The 25,596-nt window shown below is 73.6% G+C and carries 23 protein-coding genes; 9 read left to right on the forward strand and 14 right to left on the reverse strand.

Annotation, left to right across the window (positions count from 1 at the left end):
- Nucleotides 1-49 precede the first annotated feature (49 nt).
- From ACWDZ4_RS08290 to ACWDZ4_RS08325, 8 genes are all read right to left on the reverse strand, one after another.
- A complete protein-coding gene (locus ACWDZ4_RS08290) occupies nucleotides 50-832 on the reverse strand; it encodes an SDR family NAD(P)-dependent oxidoreductase (RefSeq protein WP_451507613.1) in 783 nt (260 codons plus the stop codon).
- Nucleotides 829-1,800, reverse strand: a complete 972-nt coding sequence (locus ACWDZ4_RS08295; RefSeq protein WP_451507614.1) for a fumarylacetoacetate hydrolase family protein — start codon at nucleotides 1,798-1,800, stop codon at nucleotides 829-831. The genes ACWDZ4_RS08290 and ACWDZ4_RS08295 overlap by 4 nt, the downstream gene beginning before the upstream one ends.
- A gap of 36 nt (nucleotides 1,801-1,836) precedes the next feature.
- A complete protein-coding gene (locus ACWDZ4_RS08300; protein WP_451507615.1) occupies nucleotides 1,837-2,040 on the reverse strand; it encodes a hypothetical protein in 204 nt (67 codons plus the stop codon).
- A 216-nt stretch (nucleotides 2,041-2,256) separates the two neighbouring features.
- Nucleotides 2,257-3,195 (reverse strand): VOC family protein, encoded by a 939-nt coding sequence (locus tag ACWDZ4_RS08305; protein ID WP_451507616.1) that lies wholly within the window; start codon nucleotides 3,193-3,195, stop codon nucleotides 2,257-2,259.
- Between the two features lie 13 nt (nucleotides 3,196-3,208).
- Nucleotides 3,209-4,222, reverse strand: coding sequence for an amidohydrolase family protein (locus tag ACWDZ4_RS08310; protein ID WP_451507617.1), 1,014 nt, complete (start codon nucleotides 4,220-4,222; stop codon nucleotides 3,209-3,211).
- Nucleotides 4,219-5,349, reverse strand: coding sequence for an FAD-dependent oxidoreductase (locus ACWDZ4_RS08315; RefSeq protein WP_451507618.1), 1,131 nt, complete (start codon nucleotides 5,347-5,349; stop codon nucleotides 4,219-4,221). Before ACWDZ4_RS08315 ends, ACWDZ4_RS08310 begins: the two co-directional genes overlap by 4 nt.
- Before the next feature lie 23 nt (nucleotides 5,350-5,372).
- Nucleotides 5,373-6,365, reverse strand: a complete 993-nt coding sequence (locus ACWDZ4_RS08320; RefSeq protein ID WP_451507619.1) for a cyclase family protein — start codon at nucleotides 6,363-6,365, stop codon at nucleotides 5,373-5,375.
- Nucleotides 6,362-7,360 carry a fumarylacetoacetate hydrolase family protein gene (locus tag ACWDZ4_RS08325; RefSeq protein WP_451507620.1) on the reverse strand — a complete coding sequence of 333 codons (999 nt, stop codon included), beginning with the start codon at nucleotides 7,358-7,360 and terminating at the stop codon, nucleotides 6,362-6,364. The genes ACWDZ4_RS08320 and ACWDZ4_RS08325 overlap by 4 nt, the downstream gene beginning before the upstream one ends.
- 129 nt (nucleotides 7,361-7,489) lie before the next feature.
- Here ACWDZ4_RS08325 and ACWDZ4_RS08330 point away from each other — a divergent pair, with 129 nt between their 5' ends.
- On the forward strand, nucleotides 7,490-8,407 hold the full coding sequence (locus ACWDZ4_RS08330) for a LysR family transcriptional regulator (protein WP_451507621.1): 918 nt from the start codon (nucleotides 7,490-7,492) through the stop codon (nucleotides 8,405-8,407).
- Nucleotides 8,408-8,609: 202 nt separating this feature from the next.
- On the opposite strand, the gene ACWDZ4_RS08335 is transcribed toward ACWDZ4_RS08330, so the two are convergent.
- Both ACWDZ4_RS08335 and ACWDZ4_RS08340 read right to left on the reverse strand, forming a co-directional pair.
- Nucleotides 8,610-9,077 (reverse strand): hypothetical protein, encoded by a 468-nt coding sequence (locus tag ACWDZ4_RS08335; protein WP_451507622.1) that lies wholly within the window; start codon nucleotides 9,075-9,077, stop codon nucleotides 8,610-8,612.
- 27 nt (nucleotides 9,078-9,104) lie between these two features.
- Nucleotides 9,105-10,514 (reverse strand): tetratricopeptide repeat protein, encoded by a 1,410-nt coding sequence (locus ACWDZ4_RS08340; protein ID WP_451507623.1) that lies wholly within the window; start codon nucleotides 10,512-10,514, stop codon nucleotides 9,105-9,107.
- Between the two features lie 254 nt (nucleotides 10,515-10,768).
- On the opposite strand from ACWDZ4_RS08340, the gene ACWDZ4_RS08345 reads away from it, so the two are divergent.
- The 7 genes from ACWDZ4_RS08345 to ACWDZ4_RS08375 all read left to right on the forward strand — a co-directional run bounded on the left by ACWDZ4_RS08345 (nucleotide 10,769) and on the right by ACWDZ4_RS08375 (nucleotide 19,331).
- Complete coding sequence (locus ACWDZ4_RS08345; RefSeq protein WP_451507624.1) at nucleotides 10,769-12,298, forward strand: MFS transporter; 1,530 nt, start codon at nucleotides 10,769-10,771, stop codon at nucleotides 12,296-12,298.
- Nucleotides 12,299-12,471: 173 nt separating this feature from the next.
- On the forward strand, nucleotides 12,472-14,292 hold the full coding sequence (locus tag ACWDZ4_RS08350; RefSeq protein WP_451507625.1) for a gamma-glutamyltransferase family protein: 1,821 nt from the start codon (nucleotides 12,472-12,474) through the stop codon (nucleotides 14,290-14,292).
- Nucleotides 14,293-14,355: 63 nt separating this feature from the next.
- Complete coding sequence (locus ACWDZ4_RS08355; RefSeq protein ID WP_451507697.1) at nucleotides 14,356-15,171, forward strand: inositol monophosphatase family protein; 816 nt, start codon at nucleotides 14,356-14,358, stop codon at nucleotides 15,169-15,171.
- Between the two features lie 159 nt (nucleotides 15,172-15,330).
- A complete protein-coding gene (locus ACWDZ4_RS08360) occupies nucleotides 15,331-16,758 on the forward strand; it encodes a phytoene desaturase family protein (RefSeq protein WP_451507626.1) in 1,428 nt (475 codons plus the stop codon).
- Nucleotides 16,755-17,309, forward strand: a complete 555-nt coding sequence (locus tag ACWDZ4_RS08365; protein ID WP_451507627.1) for an O-acetyl-ADP-ribose deacetylase — start codon at nucleotides 16,755-16,757, stop codon at nucleotides 17,307-17,309. The genes ACWDZ4_RS08360 and ACWDZ4_RS08365 overlap by 4 nt, the downstream gene beginning before the upstream one ends.
- Before the next feature lie 49 nt (nucleotides 17,310-17,358).
- A complete protein-coding gene (locus ACWDZ4_RS08370; RefSeq protein ID WP_451507628.1) occupies nucleotides 17,359-18,822 on the forward strand; it encodes an AlkA N-terminal domain-containing protein in 1,464 nt (487 codons plus the stop codon).
- 11 nt (nucleotides 18,823-18,833) lie between these two features.
- On the forward strand, nucleotides 18,834-19,331 hold the full coding sequence (locus tag ACWDZ4_RS08375; protein WP_451507629.1) for a methylated-DNA--[protein]-cysteine S-methyltransferase: 498 nt from the start codon (nucleotides 18,834-18,836) through the stop codon (nucleotides 19,329-19,331).
- A 54-nt stretch (nucleotides 19,332-19,385) separates the two neighbouring features.
- On the opposite strand, the gene ACWDZ4_RS08380 is transcribed toward ACWDZ4_RS08375, so the two are convergent.
- On the reverse strand, nucleotides 19,386-20,576 hold the full coding sequence (locus ACWDZ4_RS08380; protein WP_451507630.1) for a hypothetical protein: 1,191 nt from the start codon (nucleotides 20,574-20,576) through the stop codon (nucleotides 19,386-19,388).
- A 173-nt stretch (nucleotides 20,577-20,749) separates the two neighbouring features.
- Complete coding sequence (locus ACWDZ4_RS08385; RefSeq protein ID WP_451507631.1) at nucleotides 20,750-21,811, reverse strand: ADP-ribosylglycohydrolase family protein; 1,062 nt, start codon at nucleotides 21,809-21,811, stop codon at nucleotides 20,750-20,752.
- Nucleotides 21,812-22,145: 334 nt separating this feature from the next.
- Here ACWDZ4_RS08385 and ACWDZ4_RS08390 point away from each other — a divergent pair, with 334 nt between their 5' ends.
- Entirely contained in the window at nucleotides 22,146-23,279 is a 1,134-nt protein-coding gene (locus tag ACWDZ4_RS08390) for a glycerate kinase (protein WP_451507632.1), read from the forward strand.
- 346 nt (nucleotides 23,280-23,625) lie between these two features.
- Here ACWDZ4_RS08390 and ACWDZ4_RS08395 read toward each other — a convergent pair whose 3' ends face one another.
- Both ACWDZ4_RS08395 and ACWDZ4_RS08400 read right to left on the reverse strand, forming a co-directional pair.
- Nucleotides 23,626-24,528, reverse strand: coding sequence for a serine hydrolase (locus ACWDZ4_RS08395; RefSeq protein WP_451507633.1), 903 nt, complete (start codon nucleotides 24,526-24,528; stop codon nucleotides 23,626-23,628).
- The gene (locus ACWDZ4_RS08400; protein ID WP_451507634.1) at nucleotides 24,525-25,427 is read right to left on the reverse strand and encodes a LysR family transcriptional regulator; all 903 of its coding nucleotides are present in this window, start codon (nucleotides 25,425-25,427) and stop codon (nucleotides 24,525-24,527) included. The genes ACWDZ4_RS08395 and ACWDZ4_RS08400 overlap by 4 nt, the downstream gene beginning before the upstream one ends.
- Nucleotides 25,428-25,596: the final 169 nt, after the last annotated feature.

The raw sequence follows: 25,596 nt of genomic DNA on the forward strand, positions 1-25,596 counted from the left end.
GCGGTGCCGGAGACCGGGGTGACCTTGCCGTCGAGCCGCTTCAGCCGCTTCATCCGCCCGCCTCCGGTCGCAGGGCGTCGGAGACGGACTTCACGCCGCCGTGCGCGGTCAGCCCGCCGTCCACGGGGATCTCGGCACCGCTGATGAACGACGCCTCGTCCGACAGCAGGAAGACGACCAGCGGGGCGACCTCGGCGACGGTTCCGGTGCGGCCCAGCGGGGTCTCGCGGACGTCGGCCTCGCGAAACGCCGGAGCGGCGGAGGCGGTCATCTCGGTCTCGATGTAACCGGGATGGACGGTGTTGACGCGGATGCCGCGCGGGCCGAGCTCCAGGGCGGCGGTCTTCGACAGGCCCCGCAGCGCCCACTTGCTGGTCGTGTAGGCGACCGGGTAGTGGGCGGTGAGGGCCGCCGAGGAGCCGATGTTCACGACGGATGAGCCGGGTGGCATGAGCGGGGCCAGGTGCTGGATGCCGAGGAGGGGGCCGGTGACGTTCACCGCGTGGACCCGGGCCATGTCCTCGGGGCGTACGTCACCCACGCGGGCGCGCCAGGTGATGCCCGCGTTGTTGACCAGGCCGTGCACCTGCCCGTACGCCTCCTTCAGTTCGGCGGCGAGTTCGGACCAGTCCTTCTCGTCGGTGACGTCCAGGCGCCGGCAGCCGCTCCCGGGGGCGACGTCGGTGGCGATGACGCGGGCGCCCTCCCGGGCGAGCGCCTCGGCCTCTGCGGCGCCCTGGCCGCGGGCCGCGCCGGTGACGACGACGACCTTGCCGAGCAGCCTCCCCCGGCCCTCGGCCGGGAGGTGCCCCCAGGACTGAGGGGCGGTCACGGCCGCTCCCGGCCGCGGCGCCGGCCGGCCGGCAGGGACACGGGCTCGGCACCCGGGACGACGGTGCTGGAGACGGTGCCGATGCCCTCGACGGTCAGGGTGACGGTGTCGCCCGGCTTCAGCGACGGCGGCGTCCGCTCGCCGCGCAGGCCCCACAGTTCGGCGAGGCAGCCGCCGTTGCCGCAGGTGCCGGAGCCGAGGACGTCGCCCGGCACGACGCGGGTGCCGCGGGAGGCGTAGGCGGTCATCTCCTCGAAGGTCCAGCTCATGTTGGACAGCAGGTCCTTGCCGACCGTCTCGCCGTTGACCTCGGCGGTCAGGGCGAGGCGCAGGAAGCCGTCGGCGTCCCGGTACGGCTCCAGTGCGTCGGCGGTGACGAGGTACGGGCCGAGCGTGGTGGCGGTGTCCTTGCCCTTGCAGGGGCCCAGGCCCACCTTCATCTCCGCCGACTGCAGGTCGCGCGCGGACCAGTCGTTGAAGACGGTGTAGCCGACGATGTGGTCGCGGGCCTGCCCGGGGGTGAGGTCGCGGCCCTCGCGGCCGATCACCGCACCGACCTCCAGCTCGAAGTCCAGGGCGGTGGAGCCGGGCGGCACGGGGATGTCGTCGTGCGGGCCGAAGACGGCGTGCGGGTTGGTGAAGTAGAAGGTCGGGGCCGCGTACCACTGCTCGGGGACGCCGCCGGCGCCCTCCACGGACCGCCGTACGCCCTCGACGTGCTCCTCGAAGGTGACGAAGTCCCGTACGGAGGAGGGCTGGAGGGGAGGAAGCAGCCGTACCTGCGAGACGTGGGGGCCGGGCGGCACGTCGAGCGCCGCCGCTCCGGCGGCGAGCAGTCCCGGCAGGCCGTCGGCTTCCGTGAGCAGGGCGGTGAGCGAGGTGACGCCGGGCAGGGGGAAGAGGGTGCCGTCCTCTTCCACGACGGCCACCCGGTGGCGGTGCCGGTGCTCGTAAGCGGCGAAACGCATGGTGCGGCTCCTGTTGGGGGGAGAGAGGAGGGGAGGTCAGTGGAGGGGGATGCGCATGAGGTCGTGGCCCACGGTGACGCGCCCGCGGTAGCCCGCTGTCCGGGCGGCCGCGCGGGCGGCCGCGGCCCACTCGCTCTCCGGGAACTGCGACGGGTCGGCCGGAGCCAGGTGGCTGACGACCACGCGCCGCGCACCCGCCGCGGCCGCTGCCCCGTCCACCTCGCTGATGCCGGTGTGCACCTCGCGCAGGTGTCCGACGAGGCGGGCGGGGCAGTCCCTCGACCGTCGTTGACGCGGAACCGGTACGGAGCCGGTACGGAGCCGTGAGGCGGGCGAGCGGGCTCATGGCCGGGGCCGGGGCCGGGGCCGGGACCGGGGCCGGGACCGGGGGCGCGGCGGGCAGTCAGGGCATTGACAGGAGTGCCGCGCCCCCGGGGTTCGGGAGGAGAGCGTCGGTCAGACCGGCGGGGCGACGAACACGCCGCGGTCGACGTCGTTGAAGGATTCCTTCGCGATCAGCTCGTTCATGGGGTTGGCGGTGCCCCACTGGTCGGTGACCTCGGGCTGGGAGAAGTCGTAGACGTGCGGGTGCCAGGTGTCCTCGTCGAGCTCCTCCAGCTCCGTCGTGTACTCGACGGTGTTGCCGTGCGGGTCGAGGAAGTAGGTGAAGGTGTTGTCGCCCGCCATGTGCCGGCCCGGCCCCCAGATCTTGCGGAAACCGGCGCGCAGCACGCGGCCGGAGCCGCGCATGTACTCGTCGATGCCGCGCATCTCGAAGGAGACGTGGTGCAGGGCGGTGTGCGGGCCCTGGGCGATGGCCATGGAGTGGTGCTGGTTGCTGATCCGCATGAAGTGCATGACCTCGCCCATGTGGGGCGAGGACAGCGTGTCGCTGAGCGCGAAGCCGAGGTGGCGCTCGTACCACTCACGGGTGCGGTTCAGGTCGGGCGAGTTGAGCACGACGTGGGAGAGCTTGACCGGGATGGCCTCCTTCTCCTCGATCTTGCGGTGCTGCCGAACCTCGACGTCGGCGGAGACCTCGATGGTGCGGCCGTCGACGTCGAAGAAGCGGAAGCCGTAGCCGCCGCCGGGGGTGCCGACGGTGCCCGGCCGCGAGATCAGCTGGACGCCGCCGACGAGCAGGCGTTCGGCGAGGGTGTCGACGTCCGCGGGGTTCGCGGCGCCGTAGGAGACGAGGTCGAGGCGCTTCTCCTCGGCCTTGCGCAGCCGTACGACGTACTGCTCCGGGGAGCCCTCGGCGGCCAGGAAGGCGATGCCGGAGTCCTCGGCGGCCTTGGTCAGGCCCCAGACGCCCGCGTAGAAGTCGAGCTGCTTGTCGTAGTCGGGCACGGCGAGGTCGACGTGCCGCAGATGGGTGAGCAGACGTGCGTTCAAGACGGGTTCCTCCTCAGGCGAGGGTGAGGTTGAGCAGGGCGCAGGCGTTGCCGCCGCGTACGGCGTCGAAGTCGGGCCCGGGAAGACGCGCGGCGCGCAGGGCGGCCACGGGGTCCTCGGTGCCCATGTCGAAGGGGAAGTCCGAGCCGAGCAGCACCCGGTCCGGGCCGGCGACGCGGATCAACTCGCGCAGCACGTGGGGGTCGTGGACGAGCGAGTCGAAGTACAGGCGCTTGAGGTAGCTGCTCGGCAGGTGCGCGCAGCCGGCGCCCGCGTCGGAGCGGGCCGACCACGCGTGGTCGGAGCGGCCGATGTGGGTGGGCAGGTAGCCGCCCCCGTGCGCCGCGATCAGCTTCAGGCCGGGGTGGCGGTCCAGCACGCCGGAGAAGATGAGGTGGGACAGGGCGACGGCGTTCTCGGTGGGCTGGCCGACGGTGTTGGACAGGTACCACCGGTCGAGGCGCTCGTCGAGCGTGCACCCGAACGGATGCAGGAAGACGACCGCGCCCGTCTCCTCGGCCCGCGCCCAGAAAGGCGCGTAGGCCGGGTCGGAGAGTTCCCGCCCCGGCGCGTGGCTGGAGATCTCCACTCCGGACAGCCCCTGCGCCAGGGCGTGGTCGAGTGCGCGCACCACGTGGTCCGGATGCTGGAGGGGTACGAGTCCCAGCCCGCGCAACCGGCCGGGAGCGGCCGAACAGTGTGCGGCCGTCGCCTCGTTGGCGGTCCGGTACACCTTCTCGGCCGTCTCCTCGTCGGCCCAGTAGTGGTAGTGCGAGGGGGAGGGGCTGACCAGCTGGACGTCCACGCCCCGGGCGTCCATCGCGGCCAGGCGTACGGCGGTGTCGGTCAGCCGCGGGATGCGTTCGCGCACCATGGGGCCGCTGACGGCGAGGGCGGCGGGGCCGTTGCGGCGGGCGTCCAGCGCCTTCGCCGCGGCGAGCCCCGGCAGGTCCGCCACCAGCGCCTCGACCTCGGGCAGCAGGACGTGCGCGTGGACGTCGACGGTCGGCGTCGGGCGGGCCGTCACGGCAGTTCCCGGAGCATCGTCATGGTGCGGGCCATCAGGCCGGGCACGTCGGCGTCGCGGACGCCGTCGAGCTGCCACTGCCCGATCCGCACGGACGCCTCCACGACCGGACGGACGCGTGCGATCCGCCGCTCGTAGTACGCCTGGAACAGCGCGTCGTCCCACTGCTCGGCGCCGGACAGCATCCGGGCCAGCACCCAGGCGTCCTCCAGCGACAGGGCGGCGCCCTGGGCGAGGGTGGGCGGGCAGCAGTGGGCGGCGTCGCCGGCGAGGACCACCCGGCCGCGGTGCCAGGAGCCCTCCACCAGCATCCGGTCGAACCAGGTGTAGTTGACCTTCGCCGGGTCGGTGATGTGTGCGGTGATCTCCGGCCAGAACCCGCCGTACGCGGAGGCCAGGCGCCGCATCTCGTCGGCGTAGGAGTCGGCGGGTACCGAGGCGCGGTCGCGGCTTGCCTCGACGACGTACGCGTACAGGGTGGTGTCGCTGGTGGGGCAGTACCCGGCGATGTAGGCCGGGCCGCCGTACGCGAGGTCGGTGCGCACCACGCCGGCCGGGCGCGGGGCGGCGACGCGCCAGATGGCCATGCCGGTCGGCTCGGGCCTGACCGTGATGCCGATCGCCGCGCGGGTGGCGGAGCCCAGGCCGTCGGCGGCGATCACCAGGTCGTAGCGGCCCTCGGTGCCGTCGCTGAGGCGGACGGACACGCCGTCGGCGTCCTGCTCCAGCGCCTGTGCGCGGGTGCCCAGGCGTACGCGGGCTCCGCTCGCCCGGACGGCGTCGGTCAGGATCTGCTGCAGCCGGGGACGCTGCATGCCGACCGTGGCGGGCAGGTCGTCGCCGCCGGTGCGCAGGTCGCGCTGGACGTGCAGGGCGGTGCCGTCGGAGGCGGTGATGCCGACCGAACCGAAACCGAAGCCGGACTCCTTCACCTGCTCCCAGACGCCCAGTTCGCGCAGGACGCGCAGGGCGTTGCCCTGGAGGGTGATGCCGGAGCCGGCGGTGACGTTCCAGTCGTCCTTGGCCTCGATCAGATCCACCGCGAGACCGGCGCGGCGCAGCAGGACCGCCACGGCGTTGCCGGCGGCGCCACCGCCGATGACGAGGACCGTACGGGGTGTGGTCATGGGGAACTCCCTTGTTCCTCGGGCTACTTGACGGCGATCGGGTTGACGGGGGAGCCGACGGCCCCGGTGATGGGCAGCGGGGCGGCGGTGAGCCAGAACGCGTACTCGCCGTCGGCCGCGCAGTCCTCGGCGAGCGCGTCCGGGTCCCACATCTCGCCGATGAGCAGCCCGAGGTGGGGGATGGCGACCTGGTGCAGCGGCTGGAAGGCGCGCTCGAACTCGTTGGGCCGCACCTCGAAGCCCCAGGTGTCGGTGGCGATCGCGGCGATCTCCGTGCCGTGCAGCCAGCCGGCGGTGGTGAAGGACAGGCCGGGCGCGGGACCGCCGGCGTAGTCGCCCCAGCCTTCCCCACCGCCTTCGGCGTGGGGGGACCCCCGGCGGCGGACCCGGGTGAGCTGTCCGGTGCGTACGACGACGAGGTCGCCGCGCCCGACGCTCACGCCCTGGGCCTCGGCGGTGGCGGTCAGGTGCTCCTCGGTGATCGCGAAACCGTCGGGCAGTTGGCCGTCGACGCCGATCGCGCGGCCGACGTCGAGCAGGACACCGCGTCCGGCGACGTGCGGGGCCATGTGCTCGATGCCGGTGACCAGGTCGCCGTCGGAGGTGACGACCTGCTCGGCCGGGCGGCCGTTCCACGCCTTGCCGTGGTCGAAGATGTGCCCGAGGCCGTCCCACTGGGTGGAGCACTGCAGCGGCATGGTGATCACGTCGTCGGCGCCGCCGATGCCGTGCGGGAGCCCCTGGTTGCCGAGGGCGGCGTCGGTGCCGGTGTCGAGCATGGTGTGGACGGGGTTGGTCCGCCGCCGCCAGCCCTTCTGGGGGCCGTTGATGTCGAAGCGCTGGGAGAGGGAGAAGCTGACGCCCCGCCGGACGAGCGCGGCGCCCTCGCGGCGCTTGGCCCCGTCGAGGAAGTTGAGGGTGCCGAGCACGTCGTCCTCGCCCCAGCGGCCCCAGTTGGAGTACGCCTCGGCGGCCCGCGCGATCGCGCCCTCGGGGTCGTGCCGGTCGGGTGTCACGACGCCTCCGCCACACAGCGGGTGCGCTGGGCACCGAGTCCGGTGATCGAGCCGTCCATGACGTCGCCGCCCCGCAGCAGCCGGCCCCAGTGCATGCCGTTGCCGGCCGGGGAGCCGGTCAGCACCAGGTCGCCGGGGAGCAGGCGGGCGGTCCGGGAGGCGTACGCCACCATGCGCGCCACGTCGAAGATCATGTCCTTGGTGGACTCGTCCTGCATGGTCTCGCCGTTCAGCTTCAGCGTCAGCCGCAGGTCGTCGGGGTCGGCCACCGACTCGGCGGGCACGATCCAGGGGCCGAGCGGGGTGAAGCCGGGCGCGTTCTTGGAACGCAGCCAGTCGGTGCCGATCTGGGGCATGTCCCGACGGAAGACGGTGGCGCGGTCGGTGAGGTCGTTGGCGATGGTGTACCCGGCGACGTACCGCAGAGCCTCCTCGACGGACACCCGGTACGCGGGCCGGCCGATCACGGCCGTCAACTCCAGCTCCCAGTCCGGCTTCCCGGCGTCGGCGGGCAGTACGACGTCGTCGTACGGGCCGGTGATCGCGCTCGGCAGGCCGATGAACACGTACGGCAGGTCCTCGGCCGCCCGCCGGTCCATGATCTCCGCCGCCTCGGCGCGCCGTTCCTCCTCGGAGCGGCCGTCGGCGGGGTCCCGGTGCGCGACGTGCAGGTCGATCACGTGCTGCCGGTAGTTCGCCCCCGACTGGAACACCTGCCGCGGCTCGACGGGCGCGTGCACCCGGAAGTCCGCCAGCGGCCTGCGTTCGAGGCCGCTCCCGCCGGCCAGCGTCCGCAGCCGCGGCAGGGCCGTCTCCCAGCGGTCCAGCAGGTCTCGGACCGTCAACCCCTCCTCGTCGAAGGCGGCCTCCAGGTCGAGCACCTGGGCGTCGGGGGTGACGAGGGCGGGGAAGGCCGGCCCGTCCGGGGCCGAGAGGGTGCCCAGAGCGAAGGGGCCGGCGAAGAGCGCGGACGCGGATTCGGGTTTCACGAACATGTCCTCCTGATTGCGGTGTGACTAATCTGGACCCACCACCTCCGATCAGGGAAATAGATTGTGTGGATGGCTGGCATCCACCGCGTTTATTCCTCCCTGTCCGGTGCCGTACCGCCAAGGGGAAGCCCCGTGAACCTGTCCCGCCTCGACCTCAACCTCGTCGTCGCCCTGCGCGCACTCCTGGAGGAACGCAACGTCACCCGCGCCGGGCAGCGCGTCGGGCTCAGCCAGCCCGCGATGAGCGCCGCCCTGGCCCGGCTGCGCCGCCACTTCGACGACGATCTGCTCGCCCGGGTCGGCGGTCACTACGAGCTCACCGCTCTGGGGCAGGTCCTCCTCGACCGCACCTCCACCGCCTACGACGTACTGGAACGCCTCTTCGCCAGCCAGGCCGACTTCGACCCGGCCCACGAGAGCCGTGAGTTCAAACTCGTGGCGTCCGACTACGCCGTCGCCGTCTTCGGCACCGAGCTGGCCCGCGTCGTGCACGAGGAGGCCCCCGGCATCCGGCTGCGCTTCACCCAGACACCGCCCACCGTGGTCGACGACACCGCCACCCTGCTGAGCGCCACCGACGGCCTGCTCATGCCGCACGGTGTCATCAGCGACTTCCCCGCCACCGACCTCTACGAGGACCGCTGGGTCTTCCTCGTCGCGGACGACCACCCGAGCATCGACGACCGGCTCACCCGGCAGGACCTGGCCCGGCTGCCGTGGGTCACCTACCAGCGGACCTACGACGCCCCGGCCGTACGCCAGCTCGGCATGCTCGGCATCGAACCGCGCGTGGAGGTCTCCGTCGACAGCTTCCAGCTGCTGCCGCTGCTGGTGGCGGGCACCCGGCGCATCGCCCTGGCCCAGGCGCGTCTCGCCCGGCTCCTCGCGCCGCTCGCCGCCGTCCGCGTACTGGAGCCGCCGTACGAAGCCGTTCCCCTGCGCGAGGCGCTGTGGTGGCATCCGGTGCACACGCACGACGCGGCCCACATCTGGCTGCGCGAGACGGCCGCGCGGGTCGGCAGGCGACTGGCGGACACCGACCGGATGTGAGGCGCGTACCGGGCGTGAGGCGCGTACCGGGGTGAGGAACGTACCGGGGTGAGGCGCGCACCCTGACGGGCCCGCCCCGCGTGCGACCGGTGTTCCGGCCCCGGATGCACGGAGGTATCCACGCCCTGGATCAACGGCATCGCAAACTTGGATCGCGTCAGGGGTGGGCAGCCCGGTGCCCGGAACGCATAGTCGTGGCACATCACGCGCCCGTACGCCGACGCCTCCTCGCCACCGGACCCGTCCGCCGTGCGGCGCCACCTTCCCGCCTCGCGCCCTGGAGTGCCGCCACGCCCGCTCCCGCTGCCCTGCCGCCCGTGACCACGGTGCCTCTCCGGCCGTGCGCGGCAGGCTGCCCGCCGTCCTGCTGATGGCCGGCAGCTGCCTGCCCGTCCTCGGCGCGGTGCTGCTCGCCCCGGTGCTGCCCCGCATGCAGGACCACTTCGAGGGGGTGGCGGGCAGTGCGGCCCTGGACCGCCCTGGCGGCCGCCCTCTTCGGCGGCAGCGACCCCTCCGGCCGCCTCCCGGCCACCTTCCCGCCGACGCGGCCCAGGGACCGGGAACCACCGCCGCGGCCTATCCCGGCACGAACGGCACGGTCTCCTACGACGAGGGTGTCGCCGTCCGCACCCGTGCGCGTGACGTTCTCCTGCCCCCAGGGGAACGTCACGCGCCGCGCGTACGCACCGAACCGGGATCAGGCCGACACCTGGGCCGACGCCTGGGCGGCGGCGCGCTCCCTGGAGGCCGCGGCGCGTACGGGATCGCCGAGGGTCTCCTCCAGGCGGGCCTGGGCCGACCAGTTGTACGGACAGACCGGGCGCAGCTGGATGCGCTCGCTCAGCAGCGTACGCGCGAGGCCCGTTCGCCGGGCGCGCAAGGACGCCTCGACGAGGGTGCGCTGGACGGCGTCCCGCTGGGCGTGGCTGCCGCCGAACGCGTTGAGCCGGTCGCGCACCGGGAGCAGGAGGTCCACGGCCTTGCCGTACTCGCCTTTCCCGTAGGCGATCAGCGCCCGGCAGACCGGGAGGCCGGTCTCCGCGGTCATGTCCCGGTTGGAGACACGGGGATCCGCCCCGGCCGCCCACCTCTGCCGGTCCCGCACCAGGCGCTCGGCTTCCGTGACGCGGCCGGCGCCCACGTAGGCCATGACGGCATGGGCGTCGTTGAACGCGTAGTGGGCCCCGACGCCGCGGCTCTCCCAGGCGTCGGCCAGCCGGTTCCACCGTGCGCTCTGGTCGTTTTGCGCGAGGTAGAGCCGCCACAGCAGGGCGGAGGCGTCCAGCAGTTCCATCGCCACGGCCGAGGAGCCCTCGTGGTGCAGGGAGGCGTCGTAGATGTCGAGCACGCGGGCGGTGTCGCCGGATTCCAGGGCGAACAGGGCGTAGTGCCACCAGTTGTGCACGGTGAGGAGCGTGCCGTGCGCCCAGTCCTCGCTGCGGGCGTCGAGGAAGCGGACCCCGTCCTTGAAGCGGCCGCGCATCTCGTACGTGTGCACCACGCCGTGGATGCCCCAGACATCGTGCGGGTGGCGGGCGAGGGCCGCCAGGCCGACCTGTTCCGCCCGCTCGTAGTGTCCGCTCTCCTCCAGGCCGAAGGCGTACATGCCGAGCAGCGGACCGCGGTGCGGGTCGTCCTCGTCCCAGGCGCCGAGCGCGCCGCCGACACGGTCCCGCAGGCGCGGGGCGTTGCCCGTGAGGAAGTCGGCCTGGTGGCCGGTGAACAGCGCCAGCGCGTCGTGGGGGTGATCGGTCGTGAGGCCGCCGAGCAGGGCGCCGGCGCCGTGGACGTCACCGTCGAGCCAGGCGGTCGCGGCGGCGAGGTGCATCCGTTCGCGGGGTGTCAGCTCGTCCTCGTCGAGGCCGGACCGGTACCGGGCGAGGGCCGACCGTGCCGCGGCCGCGTCCTTTTCCTCCGTGCCCAGCACCCCGAGATAGGCGAGGAAGACGTGCCCCATGACGGACCGGGGCGAGGCCGCGAGCACCGACGTGGCCGTGTCGAGAACGCGCGGCCGGAAGAAGAGCAGGTCGTCCACGGCTTGTTCGTACTTCAGGAGGGCGTCGGCGCCGGTGTGGCTCATGCGCTGCCCGTGACGGTCCGCTGTCATTGCTCGCTCCCGGGAGGCGGTGGTCGGTACGGATGAGGCGGCGCCGGTCCGCCGACCGGCCCGCCCCGGTGACTGCCCACGCCGTGCGCCCGCGGAACGCCCCACCGTCCACTCCTGTCGCCGTTCACTCCTCGGAGTCACGGCGGAGTCACGGCGGAGCCGCACCGAGCCGACGGGGAGGCGGGACCGGGCCTGGTGCACGGCGGCCCGACAGGATTGGTTAGGCTCACCTAAGTAATCTTCGAGGGAGATCCATGACAACCATGACCGAGCAGACGCCCCACACAGCCCAGGGACACCCCAGACGCTGGCTCATCCTGGGTGTGATCTGCCTGTCGCAGCTCGTGGTGATCCTCGACAACACCATCCTCAACGTCGCCGTCCCGACCCTCACCCGGGACCTGGGCGCCTCTGCCGCCGATGTCCAGTGGATCATCAACTCCTATGCGCTCGTCCAGTCCGGCCTGCTGCTCACCGCAGGGGGCGCGGCGGACCGCTACGGCCGCAAGAAGATGCTCCTGGCCGGACTGGTGCTGTTCGGTCTCGGCTCGCTGGCCGCCGGAATCGCCCAGTCCACCGGCCAGTTGATCGCCGCCCGGGCCGGGATGGGCGTGGGCGCGGCGCTGCTGCTGACCACCACGCTCGCGGTGGCGCTCCAGGTCTTTCCCGAGCCGGAACGCGTCAGGGCCATCGGCATCTGGGCAGCCGTCAACGCGCTGGGTTTCGCCGCCGGGCCACTGGTCGGCGGAGTGGTCCTCGCCCACTTCTGGTGGGGGGCGCTCTTCCTGGTCAACCTGCCGGTCGTCGTGCTCGGCGTGGTGGCGGCCGCCGTCCTGGTGCCGGAGAGCTCCGCCCCGCGCAGCGCCCGGCCCGACCTCCCGGGCGCGCTGCTGTCCACGATCGGCATGGCGTCCGTGGTCTACGTCGTCATCGCGGGGCCCGAACACGGCTGGACCTCGCGTCCGGTCCTCGTGGGCGCGGTCCTCGCCGCCGTCTCCGCGATCGCCTTCGTACGGTGGGAACACCGCACCCCGCACCCCATGCTCGACCTCGGGTTCTTCCGGAACCGTACCTTCACCGGGGCCGTCACCGGAGCGCTGCTGATCACCTTCGGCAGCGGCGGAGCCCTGTATCTGCTCACGCAGCAGCTGCAGTTCGTGCTGGGGTACGAGCCGTTGGAGGCGGGGCTGCGTACGGCCCCGTTCGCCCTGACCGTCGTCCTGCTGAACTTCACCGGCGTCGCCGCCCGCGTGAGCCGGGCCCTGGGCATCCCCGGTTCCGTGGCCCTCGGCATGGGGCTGCTCGCGGCCGGTCTGGCGGCCGTCGCGGTGCTGGGCGCACGGGGCTTCGGATACGGGGGGATGCTCGGCGGGCTGGTCCTGATGGGCATGGGCTGCGCGCTCGCCAACCCGGCCATGGCGGTGGCGGTCCTGAACGCGATACCGCGCGAGAAGGCGGGCATCGGCGCCGGTATCGAGGGCACCGTCACGGAGTTCGGCAACGGCCTCGGCGTCGCCGTCCTCGGCGCGGTGCTCAACTCCCGTTTCGCCGCGCTCATACCGATCTCGGCGGCCTCGCTCCCGGCCGCCCTGGGGGCCGCCGGCTCCGAGGACGAACGGCAACGGATCACCGACGCCTTCGCCTCCGGTGTGGAGACCGGCCAGCTGGCCGGTGCGGCGGCGGTGCTCCTCGGAGGGCTGTTCGCGGCAGCGCTCCTGCGCCGTGCGGAGAAGCACGCGGTCTCCGCCGCGAGCGGGCCGTCCACCGAGGCGGTGTCCGCCTGATCCCGGCAGCGGCCGGCGGCGCGGGCCGGCGGCCGTGAACCTGCGGCCCCGTGTGGAAAAGCTCACGCGACCGACTCCTTCCGGATTCCTTCCGGATCACCGGCACCCGGCGGATCATGAGGGCCGACGGGACCCGGCGGGACCGGCCGACGGCCCGAACAGCGAGGTGAGAGATGCGGTTCACCACCCGGCCCACCCTCCAGGGCACCTTCGGCATGGTGTCCTCCACCCACTGGCTCGCCTCGCAGTCCGCGATGGCCGTCCTGGAGGACGGCGGCAACGCCTACGACGCCGCCGTCGCCGCCGGCTTCGTCCTGCACGTCGTCGAGCCGCACCTCAACGGACCCGCGGGCGAAGTGCCGGTCGTCCTCGCGCCGGCGGGCGCACAGGTGCGGGTGCTCTGCGGGCAGGGGCCCGCGCCGGCGGGCGCGAGCGCCGCCCACTACCGCTCCCTGGGGCTCGGTCTCGTACCCGGGACCGGACCGCTGGCCGCCGCCGTGCCGGGGGCGTTCGACGCGTGGATGCTCCTGCTGCGCGACTACGGCACCAAGTCGCTCGGCGAGGTGCTGCGGTACGCCATCGGGTACGCCGAGGACGGGCACCCGCCCGTCGAACGGGTCGGCGAGACCGTGGAGACCGTGCGCGCGCTCTTCGAGGAGGAGTGGACCTCGTCCGCCGAGGTGTACCTGCCGGGCGGCAGGGCGCCCGCTCCGGGCAAGCTCTTCCGCAACCCCGCTCTCGCCGCCACCTGGCGCCGCGTGATCGCCGAGGCCGAGGCGGCGGGCGGCACCGGCCGTGTGGCGCAGATCGACGCCGCGCGCGCGGTGTGGCGCGAGGGGTTCATAGCCGAGGCGCTGGTACGGCAGGCCGCCCGCCCCGCGCTGGACACCAGCGGCGCCCGGCACACGGGGACGCTGACCGCGGCCGACCTGGCCGGCTGGTCCGCGACGTACGAGGCGCCCGTCACGTACGACTGGAACGGCTGGACGCTGTGCAAGCCCGGCGGCTGGAGCCAGGGGCCCGCCTTCCTCCAGCAACTCGCGCTGCTGCCGCCCGAACTGCCCGCCCACGGCTCCGCCGCGTACGTGCACCTGCTCATCGAGGGGTGCAAGCTGGCGATGGCCGACCGGGAGGCCTGGTACGGCGACGCCGCCGAGGTGCCGGTCGGCGCGCTGCTCTCGGCCTCGTACAACAGCGGGCGCCGCGCCCTCGTGGGGGAGAGGGCGTCGCTGGAGCTGCGGCCCGGCAGCCCGGACGGGCGTACACCCGTGCTCGGCGCGCACGCGCTCGCCGTCGCCGCCGGGGTGCCGGGCTCCGACGCCATGGGCGCGGCGGCCGGGGCCGCCGCGGGCGCCGGTGAGCCGACCGTCGCCAAGGACGGCGCCACCCGTGGTGACACCTGCCACCTGGACGTCGTCGACCGCTGGGGCAACATGGTCGCGGCCACCCCGAGCGGCGGCTGGCTCCAGTCCAACCCGGTCGTCCCCGAATTGGGCTTCCCGCTCGGCACGCGGCTCCAGATGGCCTGGCTGGACGAGGGACTGCCGAACACGCTCACGCCCGGACGGCGGCCGCGTACGACGCTGACGCCCTCCCTCGCGCTGCGGGACGGGGTGCCGGTGATGGCCTTCGGTACACCCGGCGGTGACCAGCAGGACCAGTGGCAGCTCCACTTCTTCCTCGCGGTCGCGCTCGGGGCGTCCCCGGTGCGGGGCGGTCTCGACCTGCAAGGGGCCGTCGACGCACCCAACTGGCACAACGACTCCTTTCCCGGCTCCTTCCACCCGCGCGGGATGCGGCCGGGCAGTGTGACCGTCGAGTCGCGCATGGACGCGGACGTCGTCGAGGAGCTGCGGCGTCGCGGCCATGACGTGACGGTCGGCGGGCCGTGGTCGGAGGGGCGGCTGTGCGCGGTCGCGCGGGACCCGGAGACGGGCGTGCTGTCCGCCGCGGCGAACCCCAGGGGAATGCAGGGTTACGCGGTCGGGCGGTGACGTCACCGCAGGTTGTCGGCGTGGTTCAGCGTTGTCGGCGGGGCGTGCTTTGCTGGAAGCATGATGATCGATGACAAGTTGCCCGATGTCGAAGAGGCCCTGCGCAAGGCGGCTGCCGCCGAGATCCTGCCGCGGTACCGGCAGCTCGCCGCGCACGAGATCGTCGAGAAGACCGGGCCGCACGACCTGGTCACCATTGCCGACCGGCAGGCCGAGGAGCACCTCACCGCGTCCCTGACCCGGCTCCTGCCCGGCTCCGTGGTCGTGGGGGAGGAGGCGGTCCACGAGGACCCGGCGGTGTACGACGCGCTGCGGGGCGACGCGCCGGTGTGGATCGTGGACCCGGTGGACGGGACCCGGCAGTTCGTGCGCGGGGAGGCGGGGTTCTGCACGCTGGTCGCCCTCGCCCACCGGGGCGAGGTGCTCGCCTCGTGGACGTACGCGCCCGTGCTCGACGAGATGGCCGTTGCGGTGCGGGGCGGCGGGGCGCGGCTGAACGGTGAGGCGCTGCGGGCGGGGGTGCCGGGAACGGGCGCGACGCTGCGGGTCGCCACCTCGCACCCCGACTTCACGACGGAGCAGCAGAAGACGGCGCTGCTCGGGCTGAACGTCAAGGGTGTCGACGCGCGGCCCTGCGGGTCGGCCGGGCTGGAGTACCTGGCAGTGGCGCGGGGGGACCTGGACGCGGTGGCGTTCTCCTGGGAGCTGGCCTGGGACCACGCGGCGGGGCTGCTGCTGGTCGAGGAGGCCGGCGGATCGCACATGACGGTGGCGGGGGAGCGGTTCCGGCTGCCGGGGGGCAACGCACTGCCGTTCACGGCCGCGCGGGACACGGCCACGGTCGCGCGGGTGGCCGGACTCCTGAGGGGCGGGGCGTAGCGGTGGGGCGGCTGCTCCCGCCGGGGGCGGCGGGAGCGGTGCCGGGGGCCGTCCCCCTCCCGCCGCCCCCGCCCCACGGCCGGGAATATCCTGAGGCCGAACATCCTGAGGCCGAACATCCCGAGGCTTCTGGCCATCGGCTGACGAAGGAGTCCGAAGGTGCCGTCGATGCTCGATGCCGTCGTCGTAGGGGCGGGGCCCAACGGACTGACCGCCGCTGTCGAACTCGCCCGCCGGGGCTTCTCGGTGCAGTTGTTCGAGGCGCTGGACACCGTGGGGGGAGGCGCCAGGACCGAGGAGCTCACGCTGCCCGGGTTCCGGCACGACCCCTGTTCCGCCGTACACCCGCTCGGCGCGGGATCGCCGGCCTTCAACGCCATGCCGCTGGACCGGTACGGGCTGGAGTGGCTGCACCCCGAACTGCCCATGGCCCACCCGTGGGACGACGGCACCGCAGCGGTGCTGTCGCGGTCGGTCGCCGAGACCGCCGCTTCCTTCGGCGCGCGCGACGCCGGGAGGTACCGGCGGCTGGTCGCGCCCTACCGGGGGAAGTGGGACACGCTGGCCCGGGACTTCATGTCGCTGCCGCTGAGCGCGCTGCCGCGCGATCCGGTCACCCTGGCCCGGTTCGGCGTCGACGGACTGCCGCCCAGCACCTGGCTGATGCGCCGGTTCCGGGACGACAAGGCGCGGGCGCTCTTCGCCGGGCTCGTCGCGCATGTCATCGCACCGCTCGGCGGCCTCGCGACGAGCGCGGTGGGACTGGTCTTCGCGCTGGCCGCGCACGCCGGCGGCTGGCCGATGCCGCGCGGCGGGTCGCAGTCGATCTCGGACGCGCTCGCGGCGTACCTGCGCGATCTCGGCGGCGTGGTGCACACCGGATACGAAGTGAAGCGGCTGGACGACCTGCCGCCCGCGCGCGCGTACGTCTTCGACACCTCGCCCACCGCGCTGGCGCGCATCGCCGGTCTGGGGCGGGCGTATGAGAAGTACCGGTACGGCGCGAGTGTGTTCAAGATCGACTACGCGCTGGACGGGCCGGTGCCCTGGACGGCCGAGGAGGCCCGGCGGGCCGGCACCGTCCAAGTCGGTCCGAGCAGCCGGGAGATCGGCACCGCGCTGCGGCAGGCCGCGAGCGGCACACCCCCTGAGACGCCGTTCCTGATCACCGCTCAGCCGAGCCTGGTCGACCCTTCCCGCGCCCCGGAGGGCAAGCACGTCTTCTGGGCGTACGGGCACGTCCCGCACGCCTGGGACGGCGACCTGACGGGGGCCGTCGAGCGCCAGATCGAGCGCTTCGCGCCCGGCTTCCGCGACCGGGTGCTCGCACGCGCCGTCGCCGGGCCGCCGCAGCTCGCGCAGCGCAACGCCAACTACGTGGGCGGGGACATCGCGTGCGGCGCGGCGACGGGACTTCAGCTGATGCTGCGGCCGAAGGTGTCCCTCTTCCCGTACGCGACACCGCATCCGGCGGTCTTCATCTGTTCGTCCGCGACACCGCCGGGACCGGGCGTGCACGGGATGTCGGGGCACAACGCGGCGAAGGCGGTCTGGCGGCGGCTGCGTTCCGAGGGGGCCGGCCCATGACAGCCCTCACGCTGGTGCGCGGCGACCTCACCGAGCAGCACGTCGACGCCGTCGTCAACGCCGCCAACTCCTCCCTGCTGGGCGGCGGTGGCGTCGACGGCGCCATCCACCGCAGGGGCGGGCCGGACATCCTGGCCGACTGCCGCCGGCTGCGCGCCTCCCACTACGGGAAGGGACTGCCGACCGGACGGGCCGTCGCCACGACGGCGGGGCGGTTGAGTGCGGTGGGGGCACCTCCCATGCCCTTAAGGCTATGGGGGAGGGTGATTCATACGGTCGGTCCCGTGTGGCGGCCCGACCGGGACCAGTCGCAGCTGCTCGCTTCCTGCTACCGCGAATCACTGCGCGCAGCACGGGAGTTGGGTGCGAGGAGCATCGCGTTCCCCGCCGTCTCCACCGGTGTCTTCCGGTGGCCGATGGACGACGCGGCGCGGATCGCCGTCCGCACGGTCCGGGAGGCGGCCGGCGAGCCGGTCGCCGGGGTGCGGTTCGTCCTCTTCGACGAGAGGGCGTACGCGGCCTTCGAGACGGCCCTGGCAGCCGCACCCTGATGTCGGATTCCCGCCAGCCGCCGCGTGCGGCGTGCCCGATGCTTGAGCCATGCACACCGACACCGAGCGTTGCGTACGCGCCGTGCGGTCCAAGGACTCGCGCTTCGACGGCTGGTTCTTCACCGCGGTCCTGACCACCCGGATCTACTGCCGCCCCAGCTGCCCGGTCGTCCCGCCCAAGGCCGAGAACATGGCCTTCTACCCGAGCGCGGCCGCCTGCCAGCAGGCCGGATTCCGGGCCTGCAAGCGCTGCCGGCCCGACACCAGCCCCGGCTCCCCGGAGTCGAACGCCCGCGCCGACGCCGTCGCCCGCGCGGTGCGCCTGATCGGCGACGGCGTCGTCGACCGCGAAGGCGTGCCCGGACTCGCCGCACGTCTCGGCTACAGCACCCGGCAGATCGAGCGGCAGCTGCTGGCCGAACTGGGCGCCGGACCGCTCGCCCTCGCCCGTGCCCAACGCGCCCAGACCGCCCGCCTGCTCATCGAGACGACCCCGCTGCCCATGGCGGACGCGGCCTTCGCCGCCGGATTCTCGTCGGTGCGCACGTTCAACGACACCGTCCGCGAGGTCTTCGCGCTGTCGCCGAGCGAGCTGCGGGCACGGGGCAGGAAGGCGCCGCAGACCCCCGGCGCGCTCTCCCTGCGGCTGCCGTTCCGCGCCCCCCTCAACCCCACCAACCTCTTCGGCCACCTCGCCGCGACCGCCGTGCCCGGTGTCGAGGAGTGGCGCGGCGGCGCCTACCGGCGCACGCTCGCCCTCCCGTACGGGCACGGCATCGTGACCCTCACCCCGCACCCCGACCACATCGGCTGCCTGCTCTCGCTCACCGACCTGCGTGACCTGACCATCGCCATCAGCCGCTGCCGCCGCCTGCTCGACCTCGACGCCGACCCGGTCGCCATCGACGACCAGTTGCGCACCGACCCCCTGCTCGCCCCGCTCGTCGACAAGGCCCCCGGGCGCCGGGTGCCGCGTACGACCGACGCGGCGGAGTTCGCGGTACGCGCGGTGCTCGGCCAGCAGGTCTCGACGGCCGCCGCCCGCACCCACGCGGCCCGCCTGGTCACCGCGCACGGCACCCCGGTCGACGATCCGGCCGGTGGGCTCACCCACCTCTTCCCGGACCCCGCCGCGCTCGCCGGACTCGACCCCGGGTCGCTGGCCCTGCCGCGCAGCCGCCGCACCACCCTGACGACGCTGGTCTCCTCGCTCGCCGACGGCACGCTGAAGCTCGGCATCGACAGCGACTGGGAGCAGGCCCGCGCCCAGCTCGTGGCACTGCCCGGTTTCGGGCCCTGGACGGTCGAGATGATCGCGATGCGCGCGCTCGGAGACCCCGACGCGTTCCTCCCCACCGACCTCGGGATCCGGCGGGCCGCGCGGAAGCTGGGCCTGCCGTCCACACCGGCGGCGTTCACGGCGCGGGCGGCCGCCTGGCGGCCGTGGCGGGCGTACGCCGTCCAGTACCTGTGGGCCACCGACGACCATCCCGTCAACCACCTCCCGGCATGAGGAGCACGACCATGAAGCAGCACCGCCTTGTCGACAGCCCGTACGGCCCGCTGACGCTGGTCGCCACCGACGGCAGGCTGTCGGGGCTCTACATGACCGAGCAGCGCCACCGGCCGCCGGAGGAGTCCTTCGGCGACCGGAATCCGGGAATCCTCGGGGAAGCCGTCCGGCAGCTCGACGCCTACTTCGCGGGTGGACTGAAGGAGTTCGACCTGGAGCTGACCCTGGACGGCACGCCGTTCCAGCGCGGCGTCTGGGCCCGGCTCCAGCAGATCCCGTACGGCGAGACCTGGACGTACGGCGAACTGGCCGAGCGCCTCGGCAACCCGGCCGCCTCCCGCGCGGTCGGCCTCGCCAACGGCAGGAACCCGGTCGGCATCGTCGTCCCGTGCCACCGCGTCGTCGGCGCCGCGGGCAGCCTCACCGGCTACGGCGGCGGCCTGGACCGCAAGCGGAGGCTGCTGGCGTTCGAGGCGGGCGGGGCGGGGACCGGGGGGCGACTGTTCTAGACTCCGCGCCCGACCCAGCCCAGCCCCGCCCCGCGCCCAGCCCCGCCCCGCAGCCTAATCGGCGATCGGCGTGAACGGGGTCGGGGGCAGACCCGTCCACCGGTGCAGGACCGCCCGGGCCGTCTGCTTCGTCACCCCGTCCTCCACCACCGTGCCCGCCTCGGTGAGGTAGAAGCGGCCGTCGTCGAGCGAGACCAGACCGTACTGGCCACTGGACTCCCAGCCGTAGACGCCGGAGGACTCGTGGTGCAGCCCCTGCCGGAGCAGCGGCAGGTGCCAGCCGTTCGTGGGCTCCGGCTGGCCGGTGATCCTCCCGTAGGCCGGCCGCTTCGAACCGTCGGCGACGAAGAGCGAGTAGTTCGGGAACTGCGGCTTCGCGCCCTTGTAGACGGCCATCAGCCAGTTGCCCGTGTGCTCGTCGTACTCCAGGTTCTGCACGCCGTACCGGGTGTTGCCGGTGCGCACGAAGTACTTGCCGCCGACGCGCGGAGGACCACTGGTGTGCGGGGCGCTCTCGGGCAGCGGGCGCTCGTACGTGCGCCACTTGTCCACGTCGTACTGGAGCAGGACCTGGTGGTCGTTGTCCTGCCGCTTGACGTTCGAGTAGATGCCGTACGCGACGGTCAGGACGTCCTTGCCGTCCTTGGCCCGGCCGCCCCGGTCCAGCTCGGGCCCGAAGGCCACTCCGTCGATCCCGCTGCACCCGTACCGGTGGTCGGGGGTGTTCGCGGTGTCGCCGTCGAACTTCCCGTCGCCGTCCATGTCGGCCGTGTAGTCGTCCACGACCTCCTGGAGGTGGACCGTCGACACGACGTCACTGGTGTGCGCGTCCATGCCCATGCGGTCGATCCGGTCCACGTCGAGGACCGCGATGTAGAAGGCCTTCGCCGCCTTGTACTCCAGTGAGCCGTAGACCCGGCCGTCCTTCTCGTTGAAGTCCAGGTCGCCCAGGTGCCCGGTGAACCCGGACACGGAGCCCACCGGATCGCCGCGCAGATCGGTCTTGACGAGGAGGTTGGTGAAGGAGAAGTACATGAACCCCTTGCGGCGGTCCACCGCCATGCCCTGCACGTGTCCGGCCTTCCAGGCACCGCTCTTTATCCCGGCGGGCAGGTGCCTCGCCTCGGCCGGCCGGTCCGCCGCCGCGGACGCGGAGGGCTCCGCCGCTCCGGCCGCGAGGGCGCCCTGGGCCACAAGGGCCCCAGCGGCGAGGGCAGTCAGGACTCCGCCAACGAATGGGCGCATGGGGCTCTCCGGATTTCGTCGAGGACTGAAGCGGAAGAAGCAGTGGGGGAGCGGGCGCTGCTGGGCATGCTGGGCCACGCCGTGGACCACTCGGTGCACTCCGGTGCAACACCGGGTGAAGGCGCCGAGGCAACAGACCGTAGAGGGCACCGGGGCCGGCGGACAGGCGTGATTCAGCCGAGCGCCAGCCGGGCCGTACGGTCCGCCAGTTCGCTGATCCGTACCCCGTCGAAGCCGAACACCGCGCTGCGCACCGTGTCCTCCAGCGGCCGGGTCCACTGCGGCCCGATCCCGGCCGCCCCGCACAGCACCCCGGCCACCGAGCCCGCTGTCGCGCCGTTGGAGTCGGTGTCCAGGCCGCCGCGCACGGTGAGCGTGACGGTCCGGGTGAAGTCGCCGTCGCCGTACAGCAGTCCGGCCGTGATGACGGCGGCGTTCGGGACGGTGTGGATCCAGCCGAGGCCGCCGGTCTCCTCCTCCATCTCGGCGAGCGTGTCCTCCCAGGCCACCCCGGCCGCGTGCAGGGCGGCGGTGTGACGGACCGTACGGGCGAGACGGCTGCTCGCGGGTACGCGTTCCAGCGCGGCCTCCAGCGCGGCGCGCGGCCCCGGCGCGGTGAACGCGGCGGCGATCAGCGCCGCCGCCCACATCGCGCCGTACACGCCATTGCCGGTGTGCGAGAGCACGGCGTCGCGGCGGGCGAGCGCGGCCGCCCGGTTCGGGTCGCCGGGGTTGGTCCAGCCGAAGATGTCGGCGCGGATGAGGGCGCCGATCCACTCCTGGTACGGATTCTCGTAGGTGGCCGTCAGCGGGGGCCTGAGGCCGTTCGCGAGATTGCGGTACGCCGCCCGCTCGGCGGTGAAGGTCTGCAGATACGGCAGCCGCAGCAGCCACAGCTCACCGACCTCCTCGGTGGTGAACGCGAACCCGTGGGTCTCCAGGAGATGCAGCCCGAGGATCGCGTAGTCGACGTCGTCGTCCCGGCAGCTGCCGCTGATCCGGCCGCGTACGCAGTGCGGCCACTCCGGGCGCAGTTCGAGACCGGCCGCGGCCGACGGGGGCTCGGGCAGGTAGTCGGTGAGGGGGAGCGCACCGGTGAGCCGCAGGTAGCGGTCGATCCGTGCTCGCGTCCAGTAGTCGCCGCGCTCCACGGGCTTGCCGAGCATGTTGCCGGCGATTCGGCCCAGCCAGCCGCCGAGAATCCGGTCGGCGGTGTGCGTGCGGTGTGGCGTCATGCGTCGGCTCTACCCGCTTCCCGTGGTCGAGCATGGGTCGTTTGTGGGTATTTCACCGGTATGCGAGGAGAGCGGAACGCGGAGTGCGGCGCTGCGCGCGCGCACTGAGGGCACCCGCGACGGCGCCCCTGGCGGCGGGAGCCGCCGTCCGGGTGAAGGCCGTTCGATCATTTCGCTGTGCATGACGAACCACTATGAGCGTGAAAAGATGACAAATCGGGTTGGCGCGCCGTACGGGAGGCCGAGCCATGACGGGCGCCCGTGGGCGCGGAGCCCTTCCTGCGGATAGGGTCGGGGCGGCGCGACTGCCTGTTCGAAAGCAAGGGATAGCAAGGTGACGGACGGAGCAGTAACTGAGACCGACCGCGTGCTCGTCGCGGCGGACAAGTTCAAGGGCTCGCTCACGGCCGTGCAGGTCGCGGAGCGGGTGACGGCCGGGCTGCGGCGGGTTGTCCCCGACGTTGTCGTCGAGGCCCTGCCCGTCGCCGACGGCGGCGACGGCACGGTGGCCGCGGCGGTGGCGGCCGGATTCGAGCGCCGGGAGGTACGGGTCACCGGACCGCTCGGCGAGCAGCTCACGGCGGCGTTCGCGCTGCGCGACGGCACCGCCGTGGTCGAAATGGCGGAGGCCTCGGGCCTCCAGCACCTCCCCGAGGGCGTATTCGCGCCGCTCACCGCGACGACGTACGGCTCCGGCGAACTGCTGCGCGCCGCGCTCGACGCGGGCGCGCGCACGATCGTCTTCGGTGTCGGCGGCAGCGCCACCACCGACGGCGGCGCGGGCATGCTGGCCGCGCTCGGCGCGCGCTTCCTGGACGCGGCGGGCGAGCCCGTCGGCCCCGGCGGCGGCGGCCTGCGCGACCTCGCGACAGCCGACCTGTCCGGCCTGGACCCGCGTCTGGCCGACGTGGACCTCGTCCTCGCCAGCGACGTCGACAACCCGCTGACCGGCCCGAAGGGCGCGGCGGCGGTGTACGGACCGCAGAAGGGCGCCACCGAGGAGGACGTGGCCACCCTCGACGCGGCCCTCGCGCACTACGCGTCCGTACTCGGCCCGGAGCACGAGCACTCGCCCGGCGCGGGCGCGGCCGGCGGCATCGGCTACGGCGCGCTGATCGCCCTCGGCGCGAGCTTCCGGCCCGGCATCGAGGTCATGCTCGACGTCCTGGGCTTCGCCCCCGCCCTGGAACGGGCGACCCTGGTCATCACCGGCGAGGGCTCCCTCGACGCGCAGACCCTGCACGGCAAGGCGCCGGCGGGCGTGGCGGCGGCGGCCCGCGCCAAGAACGTCGAGGTCATCGCGGTCTGCGGCCGCCTGGCCCTCCCTCCGGAGGTCCTCGGCGCGGCGGGCATCCGCCGCGCGTACGCCCTGGCCGACCTGGAGCCGGACCCGGCCCGCTCCATGGCGGAAGCGGGCCCGCTGCTGGAACGCGTGGCGGAGAACATCGCCCGCGACTTCCTGACCTGACGGCCCCCGGGCCCCCGGTCCTGGGGCCCGGGGCCACTCGGCTCTCGGTCCCCGGGCCCGGGGCGCCGGGCGCTTCCCCGGCTCCGGATCCGGGCCCGCGGGGCTGTTCCCCCTCCCGCCCCTTCCCGAACCGGGCTCTGCCCCGCGCCCCGGCCCTCGGGCGCCGGACGGGCTGAGGTTGGCCGTCGGCCCAGCGGGTTCGGCCACATCGAGCCCGTCCGGGGGCTGAAGGCCCGGCCCCGGCTTCGGGAACGGGCGGTCCGGGTGACGCGCAGCGCCTGCCGTGCGGCACGCGGGCCCCGGCGGCGGCGTACAGCTCGCCGGCGGAGAAGCCCCGGCCCGGGTGTCAGAGCTGCCGGAGGTGGTCGCGCAGCCTGCGGGCGACCTGCGCCATGAGGGCGTCGGCGCCGGGCTGGGTGCTCGCCGGAACGAGCGACTCGGTAAGGACGGCGACGGCGAACGCCTGGCCGTCGGAGTGCTCGACGACACCCACCTCGTGGCGGAGGTTGAGGAGGGTGCCGGTCTTGGAGGACCACGTGGTGGCGTCGGAGCTGAAGTCCGGGGCGAGCCGGTGCCGGAGCAGGTTGTGGGCCATGAGGCCGCGCACGCGCCCGGCCGCTTCCGGGTGGACCGCCGACGGTGTCCACAGGGCGTGGAGCAGTTCGACCCAGGCGCGTGCGCTGCCGGTGTTGGCGCGGGTGGTGTCGAGCTGCGGCACCCGGTGTCCGCGGCCGCTGGTGCCGGCCTCGATGGCGAGGGCGTGGGCGAGATGGACCTGGTCGGCGTCGAAGCGTTCCACGGGGGTGTCGGACAGCTCGCGCATGCTGTGCCGGACGGTGATGCCGCGCAGGCCGAACTCGTGGAGGAGGCCGGCGACCCGGTCGGGCGGGGTGAGGCCGAACAGCGCGTCGGCGGCCGTTCCGTCGCTCACGCAGGTGCTCAGGTAGAGCAGGTCGTCGATCGCGATCCGGGTGGGGTGGCGGAACCGGCTCAGCCCGGTGGGGCCGGGCGTGGTGATCCGCCCGGGCCGTACGTCGAGCATCGTCGCCCCGTCGAGCTCGCCCCGCCGGATGCGCTCCGCCGTCGCCAGCGCGAGCGGGACCTTGACCAGGGAAGCGGAGGGCAGCTGGGTGTCCGGCTCGATCCCCAGCTCTTCCCCCGTGTGCAGGTCCCGTACGAGCAGGCAGCCGTGCAGGCCGCCCTCGCGCAGCTGCCGGCGCATGTCGCGGAGCAGTGCCTCGGTGCTCACGCCGCCGTCCCTCCCGCGGCGCCCGCCCGGGCGCCCGCGCCGAGGCAGCGGGCGATGGCGTCGCCCAGGCGCGCTTCGACGTACTGGGGATTGCCGTCCGCGGCGACGGCCAGGGCGAATCCCCGGCCGAGCGTGATCTCACCGATGGGCCGCCAGGCCAGGGCGAGTTCCCCGGCCTGCGCGGGGGAGCACAGCAACAGGTCGCGTGTGCAGAGGACTTCTGCCGCGGCGCTCGTCAGGTCGGCCGCCGCGACGAGCTGTGCGGGCCGCAGACCCACCGCGTCGCGCAGGCGCGTCAGCGGGTCGCGGATGTGCGGCACGTCGTCTTCCGGCTGGATCCAGACACGGCGGGCCGGGCCGGGGGAGGCCCGCCCGACCCGCAGCGTTTCGAGGTAGACGCGCTTCACGCCGGGGTCCTGGGCGCCGGCGAGCCCGAGCGGTACGGACCATGTCGCCTCGTCCGCGGGCACCGCGAGCAGGGCGGCACGCACCTGCTGCGCGTGGACGAGCTCCAGGCGCTGCGCGGGTGCCGCCACACGGAGGTCCAGCCTGACACCGTGCCCCCGTGCCTCGGCGACGAGGCGGGCCAGACCGGCCGTGGGGCAGACGCCGGGCACCGCGAGCCGCCACGGTTTGCGCTTGACCGCTTCCGCCTCGTGCAGCAGCACATCGGCCGCCTGTACGAGCTGCCTGGCCGCCGGCAGCATGTCCCGGCCGAAGGGGGTGAGGACGGCCCGCCGCGACGTGCGCTCGAACAACTGCTCACCGAAGCGCTCCTCCAGGGCGGCGACGCGGCGGCTGGCCACCGACTGGGACATCCGGGCAGCGGCCGCTCCGACGGTGAAACCGCCGTGCTCGCTGACACTGACAAACGCGCGACACGCTCCCACCAGATCCACGGTCCGCCACTCTATGCGGGATCGGCATGGAACAGTGCGTGAGCGTATTGGACCGCATGGCCTCCCGGGGACGAGGGTGGTCCCGGCACTCATGACCCGCACCGGGATGGGGCCGTGCCGCTCCATCCCCTACGCGCCCCGTGTGCGGGGCGCCCCGGAGGTTCTGGAC

It is taken from the genome of Streptomyces sp. NPDC003016, from assembly GCF_053591455.1.

What these genes read in the sequence shown, in the direction of transcription:
- ACWDZ4_RS08350 (WP_451507625.1), top strand. Translation starts at nt 12,472, where the DNA reads ATGCGGTTCACCACCCGGCCCACCCTCCAGGGCACCTTCGGCATGGTG.
- ACWDZ4_RS08325 (WP_451507620.1), bottom strand. Translation starts at nt 7,360, where the DNA reads ATGTTCGTGAAACCCGAATCCGCGTCCGCGCTCTTCGCCGGCCCCTTC.
- ACWDZ4_RS08315 (WP_451507618.1), bottom strand. Translation starts at nt 5,349, where the DNA reads ATGACCACACCCCGTACGGTCCTCGTCATCGGCGGTGGCGCCGCCGGC.
- ACWDZ4_RS08295 (WP_451507614.1), bottom strand. Translation starts at nt 1,800, where the DNA reads ATGCGTTTCGCCGCTTACGAGCACCGGCACCGCCACCGGGTGGCCGTC.
- ACWDZ4_RS08375 (WP_451507629.1), top strand. Translation starts at nt 18,834, where the DNA reads ATGAAGCAGCACCGCCTTGTCGACAGCCCGTACGGCCCGCTGACGCTG.
- ACWDZ4_RS08385 (WP_451507631.1), bottom strand. Translation starts at nt 21,811, where the DNA reads ATGACGCCACACCGCACGCACACCGCCGACCGGATTCTCGGCGGCTGG.
- ACWDZ4_RS08340 (WP_451507623.1), bottom strand. Translation starts at nt 10,514, where the DNA reads ATGACAGCGGACCGTCACGGGCAGCGCATGAGCCACACCGGCGCCGAC.
- ACWDZ4_RS08345 (WP_451507624.1), top strand. Translation starts at nt 10,769, where the DNA reads ATGACAACCATGACCGAGCAGACGCCCCACACAGCCCAGGGACACCCC.
- ACWDZ4_RS08380 (WP_451507630.1), bottom strand. Translation starts at nt 20,576, where the DNA reads ATGCGCCCATTCGTTGGCGGAGTCCTGACTGCCCTCGCCGCTGGGGCC.
- ACWDZ4_RS08370 (WP_451507628.1), top strand. Translation starts at nt 17,359, where the DNA reads ATGCACACCGACACCGAGCGTTGCGTACGCGCCGTGCGGTCCAAGGAC.
- ACWDZ4_RS08355 (WP_451507697.1), top strand. Translation starts at nt 14,356, where the DNA reads ATGATCGATGACAAGTTGCCCGATGTCGAAGAGGCCCTGCGCAAGGCG.
- ACWDZ4_RS08365 (WP_451507627.1), top strand. Translation starts at nt 16,755, where the DNA reads ATGACAGCCCTCACGCTGGTGCGCGGCGACCTCACCGAGCAGCACGTC.